General features: G+C 58.1%; 17 protein-coding genes and 3 pseudogenes. 11 read left to right on the top strand and 9 right to left on the bottom strand.

Features of this window, described 5'->3' with window-relative positions; all coding sequences use genetic code 11:
• Positions 1-267: 267 nt before the first annotated feature.
• The 4 genes from ABID59_RS21595 to ABID59_RS21580 all read right to left on the bottom strand — a co-directional run bounded on the left by ABID59_RS21595 (position 268) and on the right by ABID59_RS21580 (position 3508).
• Entirely contained in the window at positions 268-837 is a 570-nt protein-coding gene (locus ABID59_RS21595; RefSeq protein WP_354084706.1) for an anthranilate synthase component II, read from the bottom strand.
• Positions 834-2231, bottom strand: coding sequence for an aminodeoxychorismate synthase component I (gene pabB / locus ABID59_RS21590; protein WP_354084811.1), 1398 nt, complete (start codon positions 2229-2231; stop codon positions 834-836). The genes ABID59_RS21595 and pabB overlap by 4 nt, the downstream gene beginning before the upstream one ends.
• A 116-nt stretch (positions 2232-2347) precedes the next feature.
• Positions 2348-2707 carry a Dabb family protein gene (locus tag ABID59_RS21585; RefSeq protein WP_354084705.1) on the bottom strand — a complete coding sequence of 120 codons (360 nt, stop codon included), beginning with the start codon at positions 2705-2707 and terminating at the stop codon, positions 2348-2350.
• A 156-nt stretch (positions 2708-2863) separates the two neighbouring features.
• Positions 2864-3508 carry a GntR family transcriptional regulator gene (locus ABID59_RS21580; protein WP_354084704.1) on the bottom strand — a complete coding sequence of 215 codons (645 nt, stop codon included), beginning with the start codon at positions 3506-3508 and terminating at the stop codon, positions 2864-2866.
• Between the two features lie 202 nt (positions 3509-3710).
• Between ABID59_RS21580 and bioB the strand changes: the two genes are divergently transcribed.
• The 11 genes and pseudogenes from bioB to ABID59_RS21520 all read left to right on the top strand — a co-directional run bounded on the left by bioB (position 3711) and on the right by ABID59_RS21520 (position 18768).
• Positions 3711-5039, top strand: a complete 1329-nt coding sequence (gene bioB, locus ABID59_RS37445; protein WP_502916814.1) for a biotin synthase BioB — start codon at positions 3711-3713, stop codon at positions 5037-5039.
• Positions 4927-5922, top strand: a pseudogene (locus ABID59_RS21565) (8-amino-7-oxononanoate synthase); the annotation flags it as partial. The gene bioB and the pseudogene ABID59_RS21565, both read left to right, overlap by 113 nt.
• Positions 5919-6551, top strand: a complete 633-nt coding sequence (gene bioD / locus ABID59_RS21560) for a dethiobiotin synthase (protein ID WP_354084702.1) — start codon at positions 5919-5921, stop codon at positions 6549-6551. The pseudogene ABID59_RS21565 and the gene bioD, both read left to right, overlap by 4 nt.
• Entirely contained in the window at positions 6548-7813 is a 1266-nt protein-coding gene (locus ABID59_RS21555) for an adenosylmethionine--8-amino-7-oxononanoate transaminase (RefSeq protein WP_354084701.1), read from the top strand. The genes bioD and ABID59_RS21555 overlap by 4 nt, the downstream gene beginning before the upstream one ends.
• 1212 nt (positions 7814-9025) lie before the next feature.
• The gene (gene panB, locus ABID59_RS21550) at positions 9026-9898 is read left to right on the top strand and encodes a 3-methyl-2-oxobutanoate hydroxymethyltransferase (RefSeq protein WP_354084700.1); all 873 of its coding nucleotides are present in this window, start codon (positions 9026-9028) and stop codon (positions 9896-9898) included.
• Between the two features lie 13 nt (positions 9899-9911).
• Positions 9912-10763, top strand: coding sequence for a pantoate--beta-alanine ligase (panC, locus tag ABID59_RS21545; RefSeq protein WP_354084699.1), 852 nt, complete (start codon positions 9912-9914; stop codon positions 10761-10763).
• Positions 10764-11242: 479 nt separating this feature from the next.
• Positions 11243-11443, top strand: a complete 201-nt coding sequence (locus tag ABID59_RS21540) for a hypothetical protein (RefSeq protein ID WP_085398914.1) — start codon at positions 11243-11245, stop codon at positions 11441-11443.
• 439 nt (positions 11444-11882) lie between these two features.
• Positions 11883-12122 (top strand): hypothetical protein, encoded by a 240-nt coding sequence (locus tag ABID59_RS21535; RefSeq protein WP_354084810.1) that lies wholly within the window; start codon positions 11883-11885, stop codon positions 12120-12122.
• A gap of 1017 nt (positions 12123-13139) precedes the next feature.
• Complete coding sequence (locus tag ABID59_RS21530; protein ID WP_354084698.1) at positions 13140-15059, top strand: methyl-accepting chemotaxis protein; 1920 nt, start codon at positions 13140-13142, stop codon at positions 15057-15059.
• 1138 nt (positions 15060-16197) lie between these two features.
• Positions 16198-16971, top strand: coding sequence for a polysaccharide deacetylase family protein (locus ABID59_RS21525; protein ID WP_354084809.1), 774 nt, complete (start codon positions 16198-16200; stop codon positions 16969-16971).
• A 1224-nt stretch (positions 16972-18195) separates the two neighbouring features.
• Positions 18196-18768, top strand: a complete 573-nt coding sequence (locus tag ABID59_RS21520; RefSeq protein WP_354084697.1) for a GNAT family N-acetyltransferase — start codon at positions 18196-18198, stop codon at positions 18766-18768.
• A 250-nt stretch (positions 18769-19018) separates the two neighbouring features.
• Here the strand turns inward: ABID59_RS21520 and ABID59_RS21515 are convergent.
• The 5 genes and pseudogenes from ABID59_RS21515 to ABID59_RS21495 all read right to left on the bottom strand — a co-directional run bounded on the left by ABID59_RS21515 (position 19019) and on the right by ABID59_RS21495 (position 23318).
• A pseudogene (locus ABID59_RS21515) lies at positions 19019-20249 on the bottom strand (diaminopropionate ammonia-lyase).
• A gap of 257 nt (positions 20250-20506) precedes the next feature.
• A pseudogene (locus ABID59_RS21510) lies at positions 20507-21186 on the bottom strand (aldehyde dehydrogenase family protein); the annotation flags it as partial.
• Positions 21187-21447: 261 nt separating this feature from the next.
• Positions 21448-21711 carry a DUF3551 domain-containing protein gene (locus tag ABID59_RS21505; RefSeq protein ID WP_354084696.1) on the bottom strand — a complete coding sequence of 88 codons (264 nt, stop codon included), beginning with the start codon at positions 21709-21711 and terminating at the stop codon, positions 21448-21450.
• 386 nt (positions 21712-22097) lie between these two features.
• A complete protein-coding gene (locus ABID59_RS21500) occupies positions 22098-22472 on the bottom strand; it encodes a MarR family transcriptional regulator (RefSeq protein WP_354084695.1) in 375 nt (124 codons plus the stop codon).
• Between the two features lie 441 nt (positions 22473-22913).
• Positions 22914-23318 (bottom strand): DUF1045 domain-containing protein, encoded by a 405-nt coding sequence (locus tag ABID59_RS21495; protein ID WP_354084694.1) that lies wholly within the window; start codon positions 23316-23318, stop codon positions 22914-22916.
• Between the last annotated feature and the right edge of the window lie 133 nt (positions 23319-23451).

Here is a 23451-nt window from a genome sequence, read left to right as displayed (position 1 = left end):
CTGCCGCTCGGCAGCAATTACCTCGGCCGCGCGTCCTCAGCCGCATCGTTGTCGGCGCGCACTCTCAATCGGGATCCTGCGGCGGCAACTTTCCTTGCCATCCTGATGGGCGGCACACTCGGCATGCTGAACGCTTTTGGTGCCGTCGAACGAACGCGGCGGCGTCGCTCTACTCAAATCGAAAAGACCAACCGCTCGGAGCGGGATTCTGAGCAGGCCGGGAGCCCATGCGTGTGACGCAACTTCAGCTCCTCACCCCCTGGAAGACTATATGAGTCGCAAGAAGTTGAGCAGCAGCACGTGCCCTTGTTGGGTAAGTATCGATTCAGGGTGGAACTGCACACCAATAGTTGGGTGATATCGATGTGCGATGGCCATGACCTCGCCTTGCTCCGAACGCGCTGTCACCGTGAGATGCGAGGCGCATGACTCATCGACCTCGACAACGAGAGAATGGTAGCGCCCGACGCGAAGTGGGGACGGGAGTTCCTTGAATAGCCCTCGGCTATCATGAGTTACGTAGGAGGATCGACCATGCATAGGGCGACGTGCACGCGCCACTTGAGCGCCGAAAACGCTCCCAATGCACTGGTGACCGAGGCAGATGCCTAAAATAGGGACTTGACCCGAAAGTTCGCGGACGACGGCGGTGGATATTCCGGCCTCAGCTGGACCGCAGGGACCGGGCGAGATAACTACTGCGCGCGGCTTGAGGCCAACAAGATCGCTAACGCCGACCACGTCGTTCCGGATCACTTCCGTTGCTTCACCAAGCTTGCGGAAATAGCGGGCGATGTTGAAGACGAAGGAGTCGTAGTTGTCGATGATGACAATCAAGATGCACCGGATGTTTCAGCACGAAACGCGTCAAAGATTCGCTGCGCCTTGGCGAGCGTCTCTTCGTATTCGGCCTCTGGATCCGACATCGCCGTCACGCCGCCACCCGCATGAAACACGGCCAGATCGTCGTCGATCGTGACAGTGCGGATCGCGATATTCGTGTCCATGTGCCCGTTGAAGCTGATAAAGCCAATCGCCCCGCAATAGACGTATCGCGCCGCCCGCTCGATTTCCGCAATGATTTCCATCGATCGCACCTTTGGCGCCCCTGTAATGGAGCCTCCGGGAAAGCAAGCTCGAAGCAGGGTAATAGCGTCTTGGTCGTCTGCAAGTTCACCCGTAACGATCGATACGAGGTGGTGCACTGAGGCGTAGGATTCGAGGCCGCACAGCACTGGAACGTCGATCGAATGTGGAGTGCAAACGCGCGACAGATCGTTGCGCATGAGGTCGACGATCATAGTATTCTCGGCACGGTCCTTTTCGGACGTGACTAGGATTTCAGCGCGACGCTGGTCTTCCTTGGAATCAGCAGAACGCGCGATCGTGCCTTTGATGGGGCGCGTTTCGATCTGTCGTCCGTCGAGCCTCAGGAATCGTTCCGGCGAGCTCGATGCAATGGTAAGCTTGCCGTAGCGCAGGAGGGCCGCAAAGGGAGCCGGGTTCAACGACCGCAGCTGGCAGTAGAAGGCAAGAGGATCAAATGAGGTCGACAGGCGGGCGCTGAAGCGCTGCGCAATGTTAGCCTGGAAGACCTCTCCAGCCAGAATCAAGTCGATGACGCGCTGTACCGCCGCAATGTAGCCCTCACGGCTGAAGTTCGAATGCCATGCGGCAGTTCGGCCGGGGAAGGCGTTCCACGACGTCTTTGGGCCAGCAAGCAATGCTGCTGCAAACTCGTCGGCTCGACGGCGTGCGCGCTCGGCGCGACGTGCGGGATCCTGCTCCGGCCATCCGGTAGAAACGATCCAGCATCTGTCGTCACGGTGGTCGAAGCTGATGACCACGTCATAGAAATGCAGGATGGATTGCGGCAAACGCTGACCGGGAATTGCCGGCGCCGGCAATCGCTCGAGAGTCCTGTTCAGATCGTAACCAAAGAACCCAACCGCACCTCCTTGGAACGGCGGGAGATCGAGGCGATGCTCTTGCGGATACTCGGCGAGCAGGGTGCGAAGGACTTCCCATGGATCGCCCTCGAGAGCCTCTCCGTTGCAACTCGCCTGTCCGTTCGCGACCATGTAGGTGCTAAAGGGGTCGCAGGACAGATATGAGTAGCGCCCGAGCAACTCATGCCTTGCTGCGCTATCAAGAAACGTAAGGTGCGGTCGATGCGCGAGACATCGCATCGCTGTGACAGGCCCAATCCACGGTAACTCGCGGACGTGCATCGGCCAGTCAGTCACCGAGGACTGCCGTGCTGGGAGACGCGCTCCGATTGTGATCCTTACCCCAACGAGAGCGACGCTCGCCAAGGACCCGCAAGCTCTTGAATTCGATTTTCAGGTTAACCCCCGCCAGTGGACGCGGTGGGCCGAGTAACTTGGCTTATCACTGTCGTTGAGGCGAAACGCGCATCCGTTGATAAATTGTAGTCAGCTGCGAACCGCAGCTCCCGGAGTGGTCGTACCCGCCTGATCGCTTCCTGGTATAGCTCATGCGCTTTGTAAGCTGCGAGTTCCGTCTCGTTATCGAACTCACCATAGACCACGACGTCGATATCGTTGTCGAGCTGGTCGGTCTTGCGATTGCGAGCAACCTCGAGCCGGCGTGCATGTGGGATATTGGTGAGAACCGACAGGCCTTCGATGATTTGGTCGATGTCGGCCTCATCTTTGGCGGTGAATAGAACGATGTGACGAATCATGGATGGCCGTTGGGTGATTACGGAAGTAGATCGCATAACTATCTTGGGATCGACCCCGCTGCAACGCTGTCGTCGCAGGTTATATCGCTCGGCAAGACGGTCGGTCGTTTGACAGTCTTGCGATGGCTTGCTGTCTGCAGCTGACCTCGCCAGATCTCATTCCTGGTCAGGCGCGGGAAGGGCAAGGCGCTCAATCGTTTGAATGTGGCGCGCGAGCAGATTACAGGCTTGATCGACGTTGCGTGCTCGCAGTGCCCGCAGAATCAGGCGGTGATCCTGATTGGACCGCGGTTGCCAGCCTGCACTGCGCGCCGTTGCAAACACCAATCGCGAATTTGCAAGCTGTAGTCCATCGAGGCTCGCGAGCAGGCGCGGCATCGCGCAGGGCGCCATCAGCGCGTGGTGAAAGGCGCGGTTGGCCATCTCAAAATCCTGAATCGTCTGGGCATTCTCTCCTTCAATCAGGGCGAGCTCGATCCGTGCCAATTGTGCCGATGTGAGCTTTGAAGCCGCATTGCGCAACGCGACCACTTCGAGCGCTGCACGCATCTCGGCGATCTCCTTCACTGAATTGGTATCGAGCGGGGCAACCCGCACGCCGCGGCGAGTCACAGCGACAACAAGATGTTGAGCCTCCAGTTGCCGAAAAGCCTCGCGCACCGGGACGTGGCTGGAATTGAATTCCCGCGCGACATGATCCTGCCGGAGCGGGACGTCTGGCTGCAGCGCGCCGCTGATGATGCGCTCACTGATTGACTCCGCAATGCGCACCGCAATCGTCGTGTTCTCGTCAGTCATCATAGATTATCTATCATTGCCCCTCCGTCGATGGTCGGCATAAGGCCGCTCGTTTTGCAGAATTTCTGCAGTACCTGCAGACCTTCGCGGTCTTTGGGCGTCTGCATACGGTTATGTTTCATGTTGGAGAAGCAAAGCAAGCAGGAACGGGCGGTCACATTATAGATAATCGCCCGGATTATCTATTATAAGGAAGGCGAGACTTATGGTTGCTGCCGTGGGAGTGAAACGGAATGACGGAGGCGACAGCGCGCCCGTCCGCCATGACTGGCAGCGCGCCGAGGCCGAAGCACTCTATGGCCTGCGGTTTGCCGACCTGATGTTGCAGGCGCAGAGCGTTCATCGCAAGAACTTCGATCCAAACCACGTCGAAACAGCAAGCCTGCTCAGCATCAAGACCGGTGGCTGTCCGGAAGACTGCGGCTATTGCTCGCAGAGCGCGCATTACGACACCGGCCTGAAAGCCACCCGCCTGATGGATCGCCCCGAAGTGGTCGCCACCGCGCGAGCCGCCAAGGACGCTGGCGCGACGCGCTTCTGCATGGCCGCGGCCTGGCGCAGTCCGAACGACCGAGATCTCGATCAGGTCTGCGACATGATCAGCGCTGTTAAAGACCTTGGCATGGAAACCTGCGTCACGCTCGGCATGCTGACGTCGAAGCAGGCCACCCGGCTCTCCGAGGTCGGGCTCGACTTCTACAATCACAACGTCGATACCTCGCCCGAGTTCTACGACAAGATCATCACCACCCGCACCCTGCAAGATCGCATCGACACACTGGCACACGTGCGCGACGCCGGCATCAAGGTCTGTTGTGGCGGTATCGTCGGCATGGGCGAGCGCGTCGAGGATCGGCTCGGCATGCTCGTGCTACTCGCCAATCTTCGAAGCCATCCGGAAAGCGTGCCGATTAACCTGTGGAACGAGGTCAAGGGCGTGCCGATCAATGATACTGCGGAGCGTCCCGATCCGGTTGCACTGGTGCGCGCCACCTTATGTGGAGGACGCCCCCGCGGATCTGGCACCATAGATTTGAGCAGAGCGGCTGTGCGCCTCGCGATGCCCGGAGACAAAATCATTATCGTTGCATATGCCTCCTTCGATGAAGCGGAAGCGAAACTCTTCAGACCGCGCGTTGTGGTGGTTGGCCGAAAAAAAGCGCATCTTGTCAGGTTGAAAACCAAGAGCCCGATGCCGAAGCTTTGTTCTTCGCGGCCATCAGGAACTTTCGAGAGATCGACCGCTACTTTGCGAGTGAAGAATGAATTTAATCCACACAGCCAATCTTGGCGACTATGTCGCGGCCTTGCATGCCCTGAAGGTAGACAACCGGCTGCGTGGCCTCAAGCCGCGCGCGGGCATCGATTTTGCGTCGAACGATTATCTAGCGCTGGCGAGCGCGCCACGGATGAAAAAGGCTGTCTCCGCCGCGCTGGTGGCCGGCACGCCGATCGGAGCCGGCGGGTCGCGGCTTCTGCGCGGCAATTGCGAGGAACACGAAACTCTCGAAAAAGAAGCGGCTCAGTTCTTTAGGGCCGAGACGACGCTATTCTTTGGTGGCGGTTATGTCGCAAATTTTGCCATCCTGACAACGCTGCCGCAGCGGGGCGATCTGCTTGTTCTCGATTCTCTGGTGCACGCCAGTATTCATGAAGGCGCGCGCGCTGGCCGTGCAGAGTTTCGGATAAGCGCCCATAATGATACCCAATCGATCGAAGACACAATTCGTGACTGGCGGGCCGAGGGCGGAACAGGCCGCGTCTGGATCGTGGTCGAAAGTATCTACAGCATGGATGGCGATTTCGCACCGCTCGAAGACCTGGTCGCGATCGCGGACCGGTACGGCGCGTTCTTGATGGTGGATGAGGCTCATGCCACGGGCGTTTACGGCGAGCGGGGACGGGGGCTGACCGCCCGCTATGAAGGGCGCGAAAATCTCCTGGTCGTTCATACCTGCGGCAAGGCGCTGGGTGCAGCCGGTGCGCTTGTCACTGCCTCCGGCGTGCTGCGCGACTTCATGATCAATCGCTGCCGTCCCTTTATCTTCGCCACCGCGCCCTCACCGCTGATGGCTGTTGCCGTGCGGGAGGCACTCTTCATCCTGCAACATGAACCTGAGCGGCAGCAGCGTCTGGCCAAGCTGGTCGCGTTCACGCATCGGGAGATGGGTTTGCGCGGTTGCCGAAGTCCTTCGGCCTCGCAGATCGTGCCGTATATCGTTGGCGACAACGCACGGGCGATCCGACTTGCCTCTGCATTGCAGGCTCGCGGTTTCGATATCCGCGGAATCCGGCCGCCAACCGTGCCGGCGGGCACGGCCCGTTTGCGAATTTCACTGACGCTCAACGTTGGGGAGGATGACGTGCTTGCAATGCTCGATGCTCTGATCGAGGAGACGAGAGGTGAAGTTTTATGAGCCAGCGGATCGTCGTGACAGGCACCGATACCGGAATTGGAAAAACGGTGTTTTCCGCGGGGCTCGCCGATCTCCTTGGCGCGAGTTATTGGAAACCGATTCAGGCCGGCCTTGAAGGAGAGACCGATACTGAGCTCGTCGCGCGACTGGGCAATCTCCCGTCCGATCGCATCGTGCGGGAGGGTTATCGCCTCCAAACGCCCGCGTCGCCCCGTCATTCCGCCGAAATTGACGGAATTCGCATCGAGCCAGATGTGCTCGATGTGCCGGACACCGGGAATCGACCTTTAGTGATTGAGGGTGCTGGCGGCCTGATGGTCCCGCTGAGTGGCGAGACACTCTACATTGATGTCTTCGAGCGATGGCGGCTTCCAGTCGTGCTTTGCGCGAGCACGGCACTGGGCACCATCAATCACTCGCTGCTGTCGATAGAGGCTCTGCGAAAGCGCCAGATCCCCATTCTTGGGATTGCCTTCATCGGCGAAAGAAATGCTGAGATTCAGACTGCAATTCGCGAGATCGGGCGGGTGCGTTGGTTAGGGCGATTACCTTGGCTTTCGCCTCTCACGGCAGACACGCTGCAGGCCGCGTTCAAAACCTCGTTCCGTGCTGATGATTTCAAGAGATGATGCCAAAGACGAGGTCGCCAATCTGGCATCCGTTCACGCAACACGCCCTTCAGGACGAGATGACAAGGGTTGTGCGCGGCGATGGTGCTTATCTCCACACCGCGGATGGTCGTCGAATCGTGGACTCAATCTCATCCTGGTGGGTCGTGACCCATGGTCATTGCCATCCACATATCGTGAGCGCCATTCAGAACCAGGCAGGCAAGCTGAACCAGATCATCTTCGCTGGCTACACTCACGATCCGGCTGAGGAGGTTGCGGCACTGCTGTTGAAAGTCGCACCCCCTGGTCTTGACTATGTCTTCTTCTCTGACAGTGGCTCAGCCAGTGTGGAAGTCGCCTTGAAGATGGCACTCGGCTATTGGCATAATATCGGGAGACAGCGAATACGCCTTGTAGTGATGCAACATTCCTACCACGGCGATACGGTTGGGGCGATGTCGATCGGTGCCCGCGGCGTGTTCAATGCGGCCTATGGGTCCCTGCTGTTCGACGTGACGTCAATCCCGTTCCCGACGAGAGGTCATGAACAGGCGACGCTCGATGCGCTCGAGTCTGCATGTCGAAACGAAATGCCGGCAGCTTTTATTGTGGAGCCTCTGATATTGGGGGTGGGCGGAATGCTGATGTACCCAGCCTGGGTGCTAAGAGAGATGAAGCGGATCTGCGAGGTCTCGGACGTCCTGTTCATTGCCGATGAGGTCATGACAGGCTGGGGCCGCACCGGAACATTGTTCGCCTGCGAGCAAGCTAATGTCACCCCCGATATCGCCTGCTATTCGAAGGGCCTCACGGGAGGGGCGCTTCCACTCGCGGTGACACTCTGTCGCGCGGATATTTTCGACGCGCATTATTCGAAAGATCGGACGCGTACGTTCTTTCATTCGAGTTCATATACGGCAAATCCAGTGGCCTGCGCCGCGGCAAAGGCCAACCTGGATCTCTGGCAAGATCCGGAATCCCGCCAACGTGTGGCGTCGGTCGCCACGATGCAAGAGCAGGCAATTGAGCCATTCCGCGCCGACCCGCGCTTCGCAAACGTCCGTTGGACCGGCACGATTACAGCACTCGATCTGAAAACGAAGGATGCAGGCTATCTCGCGGGCGTCGGTCCGAAGCTTCAGGCTTTCTTTAAGGACCGAAATCTGCTGCTGCGCCCGCTCGGCAATACAATCTATGTAATGCCACCATATTGCGTCACAAGGGCAGATATTGATGAAATCTACGTCGGCATCAGAGATGCCGCCGATGCGTTAGCTTAAGGCCCCGCTTGGCGCGTTTAGCGAGCGGGAACCCAAGGTTCGACCGTCGGGTTTCGGATTGCCGTCCTTTAACCGCGTAAAGGCAAAGAGGTGGCACTGATAGCTACAGATCAGTTGCTGTACGCACCCCGTCGGCGACAGTTGAATTCCGTCGAGGAAAGCAGCCCGCACGCGGCATTTAAGCGCCAACGCGCGACTCATTGCATTAATCAAGATGGAAATATCGTTACAGTCAACAATTAAGACTTGGCCGGCGAAGCACCCGATGGAGCGTGCCGCTTCGCCAAGGAGGCGCAATTCAGAGCTCAAACTCTTGCGCCCGGTGTCCGCACATGCCGCGAGACTAGGCATCGCCAGCGTCGCACTTCACGTGCGGGCATGGTGCTGCAGCGAAGAAAGGGGGCTACCCACCTAATGCCGATAGGAGGCGAGGAATGCGCAACAGCTCTCATAGTTCGCACCGCGGTTCAGTAAGGTGCTGCGCGATATGCGGTGGAAGGTTCGGGCTGATCCGTTATTACTGCTGGCGAACGGCCCTTTGCTCCAAGAAATGCGTCGACCGCTTCAAGGCGCGGCGGGAGGCCGACCATAAATGGTTTCGCTGGTTGCGAGCGGCTTAATGCATGGCTGCCACGCTATGAAATTTATACTCGTGAATCAAAGGACCCCGCGCGGCGACAGAACCTGCGCCGAATGTTCTCGGTCCTTAGGTCCGGGTTACGTGCGAGAGGTGGTAACGCGGAGAGAATATTGCAACTACGATTGCTACCGACGCTGCCACTTAATGGACATCGCCTTCCCGTACCTTACGGCGCGTGCCAATTCTAATTCCGACCCGAAAGATCTCGTGCCTCTTGGGCTCGCAGCCTTGCTGGGCGCGGCGTCGTTCTGGTTTCAGGTTGGCGCGGCCTCGATGTCATGGATCAACACAGCCGCGCATGCCGACGAGCCGTCCGCGGCTGAGCGACCTCCCTCGGCTTAAGCTGGGCTGAGTCGCGCGGTGTGCGTCGGCGTGACCCAAAGCCGCTCCGCATGAGGAAGAATGGCTGAGAAGTTCTTATTTGATGATCGCGCGATCATTGGAGGTTTTGATGCGTCTGTCAGTGACCCTGGAGAGGTAATTTCCTTTTTTCCTCTCCCCATTGACAGCTTCCTCTCGCCTTCCCAAGGAAGCGCCGACTCCACGCATGCGGGGGTGGATCGGGATCTAAGATGAGCCACATTTCTGAGCCGCCTGTTGAACGCGTCACGATTCCGGTCCTGCAGCGATGGAAGGAGGAGGGGCGTCGTATCGCGATGACCACCGCTTACGACGCGGTTACAGCACGCATCGCCGATCCGATCGTGGATGTCATCCTTGTCGGGGACAGCGTCGGCAACGTCTGTCTTGGATTCGATGATACGTTGCCGGTGAGCATGGCGATCATGAACCATCACCTCGAAGCCGTTGTACGCACAAAGCCTCGTGCCTTGCTCGTGGCCGATATGCCCTTTCTTAGCTTCCATCTCAGTCCAGCGGAGACGATACGCAATGCCGGAGGTTTCCTGCAGCGTGGCGCCGGCGCTGTCAAACTCGAGGGGGGTGCCAAGCGTATCGAGATGATGCGCGCCCTGATCGATTGCGAAATTCCTGTGATGGGCCATCTCGGCCTGACTCCGCAGAGCGTCAATGTCATGGGTGGGTTCAAGGTGCAGGGCCGGAAGGCCGATGATGCCTTGCGCCTGCTCGATGACGCCCACCGTCTACAGGAGGCCGGCTGTTTCGCTCTCGTCCTGGAGGGTATTCCGGCTGAGCTCGGGGAGCGAGCGACCGAATCCCTGAGGATACCGACCATCGGAATCGGTGCGGGTCCTGGCTGCTCAGGCCAAGTGCTCGTCTTTCACGATGTGCTGGGATTGACTGAAGGTCATCGCCCCAAATTTGTTCGCGCCTATGCCAATGGTTTCCAGTTGTTGCAGGAGGCCCTGTCGCGTTGGGCAGCCGATGTCCGCAACGGTGCATTCCCGACATCGCAAGAGTCCTATCTGCTTCCTGAAAGCCTTCGCGACACGGTCGCGAACTGGACACCCTCCAATCCAACCTGATGTAAAGCACAACATGCAAACGATCACGACGGTCGCAGAGCTTCGTCGCGCGCTCGCAGAGTTTCGCAGCGCCGATAAACGCGTCGGACTTGTGCCGACGATGGGCTATCTACACGACGGCCATCTGGCGCTGGTCGCGGCCAGCCGGACGCAATGCGACGTCACCGTAGTTAGCATCTTCGTCAATCCCACTCAGTTCGGGCCAAATGAGGATCTCAGCACCTATCCGCGCGACTTCCTGCGCGATCAAGAGCTGTGTCGCGATGCCGGCGTTGCGATCGTCTTTGCGCCGGATATACAGGAGATCTATCCGGCTCAATTTGAGACCTTCGTCGAACCGGGCGAGCTCGCAAAACCAATGTGCGGAGCTTTCAGGCCTGGGCATTTTCGTGGGGTGGCGACTGTCGTTGGCAAGCTATTCAACATGGTGCAGCCGGATGTCGCGTTTTTTGGACAAAAGGATTTTCAGCAATGCGCGGTGCTGCGCCGCATGGCAATTGACCTCAATCTTCCAACTAAGATCGTCACCGTACAAACGGTCCGGGAACCGGACGGGCTCGCGATGAGCAGTCGCAACCGCTATCTAAGCGAGGAAGAACGTCGGCGCGCTTTTGCCATCAGCCGTGGGCTGTTCGCCGCAGCGGATAAGTTTCGCTCAGGAGAGCGCGACGTGGAACAGCTGATTGCGATCGCAAAGGAGCGGTTGAATACGGTCGATCGACTGCAGTACCTTGAGCTTGTCGACGCTGATACGCTCAAGCCCGCCGAGAGTCCTCTGCGGCGTACCGCTGCACTATGCGCCGCAGCCTATGTCGGCTCGACACGTCTGATCGACAACGTGATACTGTCGTTGCCGACTCCTTAGCGCGGCTCCACAACTAAACGACTGAATAGTCTCAGAATACTGAAGTTTGCAGTGAATGGGTGTTTTCGTGGACGAACAGTTTTTGAGAGACCGGGCTCGCATTATTCGCGATCTAGCGGACAAGGCAGACCCCTTCATCAGAAAGAGACTACTGGACCTCGCGGAACGGTATGACAGACGTATTAGCCGCCCATCTCAGGCGATGAAGATGGCGGCCACGGCGATTTCGCCGACCAGCACGAGCGCGTCATCGATGCGGTAAAGTCCATCGAAACGTAAGCGCGATCGAGGCTGGACAGCCCCAATCGAACACCGGCACAAGCCGAGAAACCGTGTGTTGGGCGAAGCAGAAAGAGAAGGTGGAGACCGCTCTGTGGCGGGGCGCGGCAGTCGCAGATCTCTTACCCGATCAAACACACTTGAACCGCGAAACACGAAATGTGCATTATCCTCCTCACTAGGGATGGGGAGATCTCCAAATGTTGGATGCCGCTACCACCGCGCTTCTGCGCGCGATCCTCGACGAGGTCTGCGAGAGCCTTTCGCCGTATGATACCGGCGCCCGCACTTACGTCGCCTCGAAGATTCTGGAAGCCGCCATCAGAGGTGAGACGATGCCCGACCGCCTCAAACAGATCGGCCGCGAGGCCCTTTCCGAAAGACCGACCATGTGGAGGTAGGCGTAGACAACATGATGTTGTCACTCAGTTGAATTTCGAGATCACAGTTGTGAAGCTCCTGGTGAGCTATCTGGACGAGGCCGCACCGATGCTGAGCTTAAGCGTGACATAGCCATTTTTGGCGATCTCCTGCCTTGCCCGCGTTGGCCCAAAAGTTGACGCCATCACGGCACGGAAAAACTTTGCATTCTGCTGAGCTGGCGCAGATTGTCGCCGATGCGAGGTCCCTGATTAGCGAATTTCGCTTTTAGGAAGCCGATAAATGTTACTGCAGGAGATGGAGATAAGCCGAACTCTGCGAACCGACTATCTTGTCGGTAGAATCGATGCGGCTCCTAGTTATCTCTCTCCATACGAACGACTGGACCATCTGACGAAGCCTGAGTGGAGGTAAGGATGCGCCCCAAGGGACGAATCCGATCAAATGGGTGACCTTCGGATGCCGTACTACTCTTTTGATCTTGTGATTGACGAGGAGTACAAGAACCAAGGCAGCCTCATTCTCGAAAACATCGAGGTTGCCTCCGATCAAGCGGACCAGCTTGCGACCGAACTGTCTATTGTACATCCGGACCTGAAGGCGAAAGGCTGTGCGGTTCGGGTCACCAGCCCCGAGAACGCTGAGGTCTATCGCACGCCACTCGATCCGGTCCCGTCATGGATGAGACGCCAGCACTGAGCCTCGGGAGCGGCGGGCGGCACTCGAAACGCTCGGTTTGGCTAATGGGAGGGGCGATCGCGCGTTCACGGCGAGGCGCCGTGACGTTCGCAGACAGTCGATCTGTCGAGGTCATTTACGGGCCATAGCGTCGACAGAATGGCCGCGAGATGGACGAGGAGAGATTCACTGCTTACTTGACTTGGTCGCCCTGAACTTAAAAAGGGAGCCTCGATGAGGCGACCGGGGCGTGGCCTTGTGTCCTAACAGCGTTCCACGCGTTTATTGCGTTTAAGACCCGCTGAATCCTGCTATCGACCGGCACCTTGTTGGACGCGGAAAAGGCCGCGCGAACATTACGCGCGGCCAAGTCAGGGAGGAAAACGCCCCAAGGGGCCATTGAAGAAGCATCGAGATGAGCAGATCAATCACTCATCGACCGCTCCAAGCTTGTGAGAGAATCACCGTTGCGAGCGCTTCAATCATCTTTGATCCGCGCATGAGTGATCCGGATAACCGAATTCAGCGCCGCTTGGCGGCGTTTTTCGCGCATGTTTCGCATCTTTAATGCAAAAATGATCAACGTGTCACACGCCGTGAGCCACTACCGACCTGTTCTGGCAGTTCGCATCTCATCGTCGGCCTGTAAATTGAGTTCTCTTTGATAAATCTGCAAAGTGTCCTCAAGGCTATGTAGCGCGCCTCGGACCGTTTTCGCCCAGCGAGCTTCGCTCCCTATCATCGCGGCGCAACCCTCGTCGGGGAAAGTTCACTCACCACGACGCCGAGCAATAGTGCTTCACCTACACTGCGAGTTCAGGATTTCGAAATCAATGTAATTTAATTGGCAGGTTGTCATCGACCGAATGACGTCCTCTCCCGTTTAGCTCCATATAGAAATGCGCCCGTCGCACTCGCGATAACCAGCACTGCGCGGGGGCAAAAACTTATTGAAGGGGTAAAATGAGTAAAATTGCTACGAGGAGTTTCGGGCAATCAAAGGGCTGCCGTGGCGTACGCATTGGATTGCGCGGCCAAATGGCACTACTCGGGATTTCCGGGGTCCTCGTCACCGGTGCAATCTGCGCCGCCGCCCTGAATTACGCGAGCCTCGTCCAGAGCGCTTCGAACGATAGCAACCAATTCAAAGCCGATGTCATATCGTTGTCGCAAAGCTTCCTCGAGTCACGACAAATCGCGAGCGACTTCCTGCGCAAGCCCAGTGAAGTATCGATCAAGAAGTATGCGGACAATTATGAGCAGCAGCTCGCAGACTTGAGTCGCATCGAAGCATTTGTGACGGGGTTGCTGGAGGATGACCCGCTGAAGCAGGCGACCTCCCTGCGGCCGGTGATTGGTCTCTATGCAACGCGCTTTCATAACCTCGTGGCAGCGCAACGCAACCTCGGCTTCAACGAAGAGGACGGATTTCAGGGCAAGCTGCGCAAGGCCGTGCACACCGTCGAGCAACGGCTGGCAGAGCTGAACCAGCCACGCCTCACGATCTTGATGCTGATGATACGCAGGCACGAGAAAGATTTCATGCTGCGCGGCGAAGACAAATATGGCGATCAACTGGCGGACCGGGAGGTGGAATTCGAAACCGCGCTCGCTCAGGGCGGCCTACCCGCAGAGCTGAAATCCCAGATCCTCGAACTGATCCGCGCATACAAGTCGAGTTTTATGTCGTTCATGGTGACGCAGCAAGCGCTGAGCGACCAGGTCGACGATCTCGCACAGATCTACGACCGTATCCGCCCGGCGCTCGTGAAGATCATGGCTGCCGCTGACGCGCGCTCGCGGGCTGCGGAAATGCGGGCTGAAGAAATTCGTCGGAAGCTGATCTGGGTGATCGGGCTTGCAACGATGGTCGTGGGCCTGCTCGCCTTACTGTTCGGCCAGCGCATTGCCAAAACGGTCGCTTCGATGACGGCTGCCATGCGCCAGCTCGGCGACGGTCGGTTCGATGTGGTTCTCCCGGGCCTTGGCCGAAAGGATGAGCTTGGCGAGATGGCCGAGGCAGTCGAAATGTTCAAGCTGAGAGCTCGCGAGAAGGCGCAGGCAGAGCTCGACGCAAAGGCCGAACAGGATCGTACCGCAGCCGAGCAGCGGAGGGCCGATATCGCTCGGCTCGCCGGCGAATTCGAAGCCGCCGTAGGCAAGGTGATCGACACTGTTTCGTCCGCCTCCACAAAACTTGAAGTCTCCGCACGCAGCCTTACCAGTTCGGCTGATCACAGCCGGCAACTCTCCATAGAGGTCGCCTCTTCATCGGAGGATGCGTCTGAAAACGTCCAACGTGTCGCAGCCGCGACGGGCGAAATGGCGGCAACCATCGCCGATGTGGGCCGGCGGGTCGAAGAAGTGGCCAATATGGCGCGCGAAGCGGTTCGCAAGGCCGAACTCAGTGACCAGCGCATGGTTAATTTGACGGCCGCGGCGGAGCGAATCGGCAGCGTGGTCCAGCTGATCGCCGCGATCGCGCGGCAAACCAATTTGCTCGCGCTGAATGCGACGATTGAAGCCGCGCGCGCCGGCGATCGTGGCAGAGGTTTCGCGGTTGTCGCCCAGGAAGTGAAATCGCTCGCGACGCAAACCGCGCACGCGACTGTTGAGATCAGCGAGCACATTGGCGGCATTCAGGCCGCGACGACAGAGTCGGTCGGCGCGCTTACCGAAATTGGCGTCATCATCGGCCGCATCTCGGACATCGCCATGACCGTGGTCGAATCGATCGGGGAACAGGAGGCGACCAGCAAGAGCATCGCGTTCAATTTGCAGGAAGCGGCGGCCAGGACGACCCAGGTGGCAGCGAGCGCCGGTGAAGTCACCAACCGCGCAAAGGAAACCGGAGGGGCTTCGATGCAGGTGCTGATTTCTGCCGAACTGCTATCTGAGGAAAGCTCTCGGCTGAAGCACGAACTAGACAGCTACCTGTGCAGGGTTCAAGCGGCTTAAATCGGCGCGTCAACGTCGCAAGCTCTCCACGCCTGAAATTTGACCTTTCTTCCGAAGCCAAGTTGCCCATCTGCTCTCGGATCTGCGTGTAAATGCTAGTTGTTCAATCGGACCGAGCCTCTTAGGGCTGCAAACGCGGAAGCGCTGAACACTCCTGCGGTTCTCATGCGCGGTTTCTTTATCTCCGCCGCAAGACGGCGGAGCGAGCCGTAGCCACGCTGGAAAAATGCTTTCTCTCCTAACAACAGCAGGAATAATGCGCTGGTTTTGACTATTCATTTATTTGCTGACCGGTCAAACGGCGCAACGCAGCGATTGCTGCTCTCTCTTCTGCGGTGCAATCGAGGGTATTTCATGCGCAATCATGACCGTGTTTCCGGAAGCTTCCTGGCACTGACCGCGGCCGGCCTCGCGCTGCTCTGCTCGAGCCTGCTCGTCTTTGCCTTCGCTTAGCGGCTGCATCCGACAACGAGGAACGACCGATATCGAGCATATGGAATTTTGAGCCGATGGTCGTGCTGCGGAGAAGGACGCTGAACGTCGGCATCCAGTAGGCGTTCTGCAGCATTGGCGGCTCCGCGGCAAAGCCGCCGTTTCTAAGCGGTTCGATTGATATCATGTCCTCGGGAAAGATCGTCGCCTCATGAAGGTGACGGTATTGCCGGTCAGTCGCTGTAGTTGTCGGTCGCTGGAGCGCCGTCGGCCCAAGCCGACAGTCGTGGGTGAGATCCGCCGACAAACGGCATCGGAACGCGGAATTCCGGCGGCAGTGCCGCGCCATTGCATTAATCAATATCGCCATGTGGCTACTGTGTAGGGGCGAACGTGACCATTGGACGAGCCGACGTTTGTGAGGCCGGCAAAGTACAATGGCGCCGGCTAAATCAATTCCAATCGGACGACGCAGCAAATGATCTGGCTGCAGACAATCTGATGCGCTCGGGAGCGAAGTAGTCCGATCTGAGCGCAGGTCCACTGCGACGGATCACCTAGTCCGGAATGGAAAACGAGGTGGCTGAAGCCATCGGCATGCTGATGTAACTCCAGCCAGGACGGCAGGACTATCTTGTTTAAGGCCGCAACCAGACACCCGTCCGGGCACGACCTTGATGGCAGATGTCTGCACGGATGGACGTTGCTGCTCGTGAGCGCTGCGACGGCGGTGCTTGCCGGCGTCACGGCTGCGGGCGCGGCCGACTGTCCGCGAAAGGACGCGCTCGGGACCTCGCGCGTGCTCGTCGTTGACGCCAAGACTTATCCGCGGGTCGGACTGAAGAGCTTTCCCCAGACGCTGCCCTTGGCCGACCACGAAGTTGTGCTGACCTTCGACGACGGGCCCCAGCCGCCGTACACAGAAGAGGTGCTGTCGGCGCTCGCGCAGGAGTGCATCCGAGCCACGTTCTTCCTGGTAGGCAAGTCGTCGGCCCAATTTCCCGAGCTCGTGCGGCACGCCGCTGCGCAAGGCCACACCATAGCGCACCACACTTGGTCGCATTCGATGGCGTCGAAGATCAGCTTCGAGAAGGCAAAAGAGGACATTGACCGTGGGATTGCGGCCGACGAAATGGCGCTCCATGGCGTATCGACGATGGCGCCCTCGACGCCGTTCTTCCGCTTCCCCTATTTCGACTCGACCCCTAAGACGCTCAAGCGACTCCAGTCTCGGGGCATCGTCGTGTTCGGAGCGGACCTGTCGGCCAGCGACTGGGAGGAAATGACGCCAGACCAGGAGCTGAAGCTCATCACCAGCCGGCTGAATGCCGAGGGGAGGGGGATCATTCTATTTCACGACGGCAAGGCACATACCGCCGCGATGATGCCCGCCTTCCTACGGTACCTGCACGACAACGGCTACCACGTCGTTCACATTGTTCCGACGGCGCCGCTGCAGAGGAATGCCGACACGTATTGATGGTGGAATGTCACGGCGGGCGCAGAATGCAGTAATCCCGAATCAAATGATGGAGGAGGAATCGCGCCTGAGCGGTTTCGGGCCCGCTCTGTCATAGGATGGCTGCGAACTGACGTAGTAGGTTACTTCAGACGTCTACCCCATCCTTGCCGTTTGCGCGTTGGCAGGAGTGCTAGGCGCGCATAGCCCGGTATCTTCGTCGTGCAGCCTACCTGATTCTGGAATGGTAGAAGCCCTCCGCTTCATCGATGACCTTCGCCATCTTCTGCTGAAATGCTGCGACCGGCTCGCGCTGTAACGCGTGTCGGCAAGCATTAGAACAGTCTTCCAACAAACAGATCGTAAAGTGATCCCAACTGAACGGTAGAAACGATCTCGCGCGACACGGCCCAACGTGCTCTCAGAAAGCATTTAACGGCAATGCGATGGCAGGCCGTGAACCCGGCTCATCAGGACGGGACGTTGTCTATTCGAAGAACACGAGAGAAACCGGCCTCAATCGCGATCTCAACGACCAAGTTGTACGCTTTCGTCGGGCGTCTGTGATGTTCTTGATCGCGCGGTAACAAATGGCGCGCCCGATGAGAAATTAGAAAAACTGATTATCCAAACACTACCAAAAACAGTGTGCTTTGGACTCGCGCATTCCACGAGTCTCTGAGACCATTGATCTCAGGCAATAGAGCCGGTCGAGGGGCGCTCATGATGCCCAACAACATCTTCGACACGTTGAGTGATTCAGTTATTACCGCGGGCCGATGAGCGTTCCTTCCGCGACGCGCGCAGCCATTGCGGTGGGACCGTCGAATGTGATTGCTCGAGACTGGATCCGGCAAATCGCTGGTCGGCCTGCCCTCGAGCTTTCTACGAGGGGAGAGTAGATCCAAATCCGTGAGCCTGTTCGCAAGCGGTCAGCCTCGCTCTTGTAACGACCGAACATGAACACGATGGCCCCGATGTTGGGGGACACGCAAGTCCAAAGAAGAAGAGACGGCGCCGTGCGACCATCACGATTTTCGACAAGTTATCTTTCGATTTTCTGAGAGATGTTTAGCTTAGCCAGAAGTGACACAAAGACGCTATCACCTCGGTGTGAACTAAGACGTCATCTGACCTTCAACCGTGCGGCATATCTGTTTTGGATCGGGTGCTGCGGCAGCCTCCTGCTCCGATGCCGCCGCTGGATCAGGTCGTATGTTGGTTAAACTTGGAAGAGGATATGACATGGTGACCACGCGTGAAGTCTCTATTGATGACGCCACAACGGTGACTCACATGGTTGCTGCCCTACTTGCTGAACTTGAGGGCGGACAAAAGCAGGGCGGACTAGATACCCGGCTTGTTGTCGACCTCCTGGCCATGAAAGAGCGTGTGTATGGGTTTCTGGCCTTCACGGAGGCGCGCCCGGTCGGCCTCATCATGTTGTCGGAAAGCGCCGCCCTTTTTGCGGGCGGAGCGTACGGTATTATCACCGAACTCTACGTGGTGCCGGATCAGCGATCGTCTGGGGTTGCGATGCGTCTCATTGAGGCTGCGGTGGGCTTGGGCACGGCAAAAGGCTGGGGCCAGCTTGAAGTGGGGGCGCCGAGGCAACCCATTTGGAGCCGTAGCCCGAACTCAGCATTGTACCTGAAAGCCGGTTTTGCAGAGATTGGCCCACGCCTCAAGTTGCCGTTACACGACTTAGGCGGTCAACGTGCGAAACGTAATGCTGCGGGGAGATCGCGGTTAAATCCACGGCGGCTACGCGCACTAAGCCGCTGTATCCCGGATGCGTCTTCTGCAAAATTTGCGTGAGCGTCGATTTGCCGGCGCCCGATTAATTCGCTATGAGGTTTGTAGCGCGGGGTTTGAGTCCTGCCGACAAGTCAGAGAGCACCGGCGCATCTCAAACCCCGATTTTTTTGAGCTGATCCGCGTGCTCAGCTCAAAGGGACACGAAGCCCTGCGCCACAGGGGCCGGCCTCTGCGCGGCGATGAGCCTTCTGTAAGGGCCGAATGCTGGCCCGTCTCCCCGGGCGTGCGGATCGGACGGCTTACGAAAGGCTCACGAGCCCGCCCCATCTGTTGAGCCGTTCTTGCCCGGCTTATTATTCTTCGCGGTCACTTGCGCTGGCGTCGCATTGACGAGTTGTTCGTACAGGAGAGGATCTGTCGCGCCCTCGGTGTTGATCAGGAAGACCCGTGCATTGGTTCCAAGACCAATCTTACCACGCAAGGTCGGATTAGAAGCAGCCTTCAGCAAGGCTGCAAGGCCAACACCACCACTTTCGCCTGCAACGACGGCGGGATCGCCATCCTTCGGATTTGCCAGACGTTTCATCACGCTGATTGCGTCTTCATCGTCGACAGTCATAAAAGCATCCGCTGTGCGTGAAAGGATGCGCCAAGCGACGAGCGAAGGCTCGTAGCATTCCAGCATCGCCATCACGGTCGATTGCCCATGAGCTACCTTGACAGAATGCCCGGCCCGCGCGCTATCGAAGAGGCATGCTGCCCGCGAGGGATCGACAACTGTGAAGAACGGGCGGTCGTCGCCCAACAGAATTGATAGATGTCCAGCAACGGCCGCGGCGATCCCACCGACGCCTGCCTGGACGAAGACGTGTGTCGGCGGCTCCGGCAACTGACGTAGCGCTTCGCTCACAAGGGCCGTGTATCCCTGCATTACAAAGCGCGGGATCCGCTCATAGCCAGGCCAGGACGTGTCGGACACTGTGATCCAACCTTCTTGAGCCGCAACTCGGGATGCTTGGACGACAGAATCGTCATAGTTGCCGTCAACGCGGATCATCTGCGCGCCAAAGCGGGCGATGGCGGCGATGCGCTCGTTGCTCACGCCTGAATGAACGAAGATGGCGCATTTTGCACCAACGAGCTGGGCTCCTCGAGCAACTGATCTGCCATGGTTGCCATCCGTGGCACAAGAGACCATCATACCTTTTGCCACGGAATTCACTTCAGGTGTGTGCAGCTCGGAGACGTCAACATCGCGACCGAGCTGCCGAGTTGCTTCCTCGAGCACCAGACGGATCACAGCATAGGAACCTCCCAAGGCTTTGAAACTCCCAAGGCCGAGACGTTGGCCTTCGTCCTTTAGATGGATCGAACCCACTCTCGCGGGCAAGGCCTGGCAAAGAATCAAGAGGGGTTTCCTTGTGGCCATCGCGATGCTCGAGAAACCGTTCGACCTCGCGAGCGGCTTCGACGCTCAACGTGTGGGCGTCCGAGGCATCGAGGGGAGCGCGGTGGTCGGTGTGCTGGTTGAGGAGAAACATGGTCTCTGGCTTTCTTGCTCGTCAGTAGCGCTATGTATGGAATACTTCATTCACGACGATATAAGTGGCGCATTCTGGGTGATTTTGAAGCAGCGCCTGGGTATTGCACGCGCCTTTGCCACGACCAGGTTTTCGATCGACGATCCTCTTACAACAATCGAGCAAAGTTCACAGAAACCTGCGGCCCGCGCGCGATATCAGCGCGTCTGGAGATCAGCTACGTGGGAAGGCCGTGGGACCGTCCACTGCCTTCTCCTTCAAAAGATCAGCTCATCGTCGAGGAATTCGGCGCCGGCGCGGACCCCGTCGGCCACCGGGTCGTGATCGTCTTGCGCTTGGTATAGAAGCGAACGCCCTCGGGACCATGCATGTGGTGATCGCCGAACAGGGACGCTTTCCAGCCACCGAACGAGGGGAACGCCATTGGCACGGGGATCGGAACGTTAATCCCGACCATTCCGACCTGAGTTTGCTGGGCAAACTTGCGGGCCCATCACCATCTCTGGTGAAGATGGCGGTGCCTTTGCGATATTCGTTCTTGTTAATCATGTCCGCTGCATCATCATAGGAGTTGGCGCGATCCAACGCGAGGACGGGACCTAAGATCGATCTCTTCGCAGTAAATTGTCATGTCTGTGGTCACGCGATCAAATAGACTTCCACCGATGAGATATCCCCCCTTTCATAACTTTGACGCCGAAGTTCGCGTCCGTCGACGATCAGCTTTGCACCTTCTTGTACGTCCGCGTCGATGTAGCCTCGGACCTTATCGAGCTGTGGCTTTGTTGCTAGTGGCCCCCATTTCGGCATCGGAACCAGTGCCAGGACCGACGTTCTGGGAGCGGACCTTAGGCGCCAGCTTTTTCCGAGCCATGTCGGCGTCCGGCATGACAATCATGTGGTTCTTGGCGCCTCCGAGAGCCTGGCAGCGCTTGCCGCGACAGGATACCCCGAAACCGGCGGGTCGGATTTGGTCGAGGATTGAGGCCAGTTCCGGTGCGACAAGATTGTCCAATTGAGCGTGAGGCCGATGAGCCATCCCGTTCCGATCGTTGTGCTTGGCGTCCCGTGGCAACTGAGGACGCGAGCGTACTCGAGCGAGGACGTCCTACCAGCGGAAGCCCAACCCATAACCAGCACGGCAGGTCGATTTATAGGAGCAAAGACTGATGTCTCGACCACAGTTGGCGATCACGCATCAGTGCAGGTGCTTTCCTTGTTGCTGGAATGCGTAGATCGGATTCATCCCGCAATAGGCTAGGGTTCCGGAGGCGGTGGCCATGCACTGGTCATAGGTCGAGAACTGGCAATTGCCTGGATATCCCCAGATACGTCCCTGGAGGCAATAAACGTCCTGCCGAGCCGGTGGAATGAAACGACCCCGCGGAGCGGCGGTCAATGGCGATCCAAATCCGATGAGGATGGAAAGTGCAAGCACACAGACAAAGGGAAGGTTGCGCATGAGACCTTTAGCCTCCGTTCAGACTCGAGAGGAGAAAATCTAGAATTGATGTTTTGATTTTGGTAAATGGCAAACACCTTCGTACAGGCTTGGCCGACGGACTTCGTCGCGATCTGCAATTCCACAAAGGCTTAGCGGCTGACCGCGTGTAACAGGTTGGGGACGCCAGAAATCTGGAACTCCGCGGAGAAACTCTGGCCTCCCACCGGATCGTATTGGTCGCCCGAATCGACTAGCTCCCGATCCACAAATGGTAATTTTAGCCTGTCACCGCTGCGACTGGCCGGCGCGAGGAAGCGATGTGCTCCTCATGGTGGTGGTGCTTCACATGAGGGCATCCGGCCCAGGCATTCAAGCAACCGTTGATGATCCAAAGCGCCTCCCCTCTAACGTCGGCTCCTCCCTCGGGCTGACTCCGCGCCGGTGTCCAGTTCGGCTTTCAGGCGAGCTCTCTCCAGCCGCTTCCTGAGCGCTGCAAGTCGGCTCGACAGTCTCATCGATTCCTCAATGCCAAGCTCACCGAAAACGAATTGATCCAGTTCCTCCTGTTGTGCAGCGATGTTCGCGAGACGCTTACGGGCTTTGTCCGTTAGCGAGAGCTGGACGACCCGAGCATCCCTGATACCGGTCTTGCGCCGCACAAATCCGACTTTCTCCAGCGCCTTTGAATGTAGCGTGATGAAGGACGGGTCGACTTTCATCAGTTTTGCGACCACCCCGGCCGGAGCACCGCCATCCTTGTCTAAGTCCATCACCGCCATCAAGATCGCCAATTGTGTTCCACTAATGCCAAGTGCCTCGGCTCGGACGTGAAGAAAATCCTCCAGACAGACGTTGAGGGACCTGATCTCCAACGTTAATCGCCGCACCAGCTCCTGACTCTCAGCAGAGCCATTTCCCCCTCGCGTTGCTTGCTTAGCCAAATGCGGTGCCGTCGAATGTTAAGACCCTGCTCAAAGCTCTTTCGCGCTGACAAGGTTCAAAGACAGGGACAATGTGGCCTCACGCGCTTACTTCCGTCGATTATTGGAGAATACCAAGAAGTGGCCCAAAGTAAGTGACTCCCGGCGAGACACCTACATGTCGGCCGCTACTGCTTGCCAACCTATTGGCTTCGCCAAGTATAGTAGGCTCGCCGAGATGCACGCTCAAAAAGAGACCCTCGATTCGTGGTGTCGCGCACCGGCGTGACACTACATTTCTTACGCTCCGGCCACAGGTTGCCCAATGCGGGAAGGCCGTACTCGGATCCGGGCAACGGGCTCGAATGTCTCGGCAGCTCTGCGCTTAACGGAATCGCAACTTTGCACAATCGATACGGTGGAATTCATCAAAAACGATCGCCCGAACGCCGAATTCAAGCGCCATCGTAGCGTTGCATCTCCTCTATTGCCGCCCACGAGCGCGTGTTGCCGCCCGACGAGGCAGGGGATTTCGATCGTGGGCCGTCCGACTATCCAGGCCTTTAATCCTCGAGGAAAGGGTGCAAAGACCGCATCCAACTCCTGCCGTGCCTCGGGTTGAGTATCCGCGGGAGCGCGATCGGTTAGGGTCATGTGGGAGCGGCGATCGAAAACGTACGGGTAGCCCCATCGGACGAGGCACATCCAGATCCCGCCTTCCGACGCCGAGTCATTCTTCCTTGCCGTCGAGACTTGATCACCCGCCGGCTAAACCCGGCGCGACAACTCACCATAAGAATCTGGAAGGCACGGCCGCGGAAGGACAGATCTATTCGCC

The organism is Bradyrhizobium sp. S3.3.6, from assembly GCF_040546905.1.
Classification (GTDB): Bacteria; Pseudomonadota; Alphaproteobacteria; order Rhizobiales; family Xanthobacteraceae; genus Bradyrhizobium; species Bradyrhizobium cytisi.
This window is presented reverse-complemented; position numbering and strand designations above follow the sequence as displayed.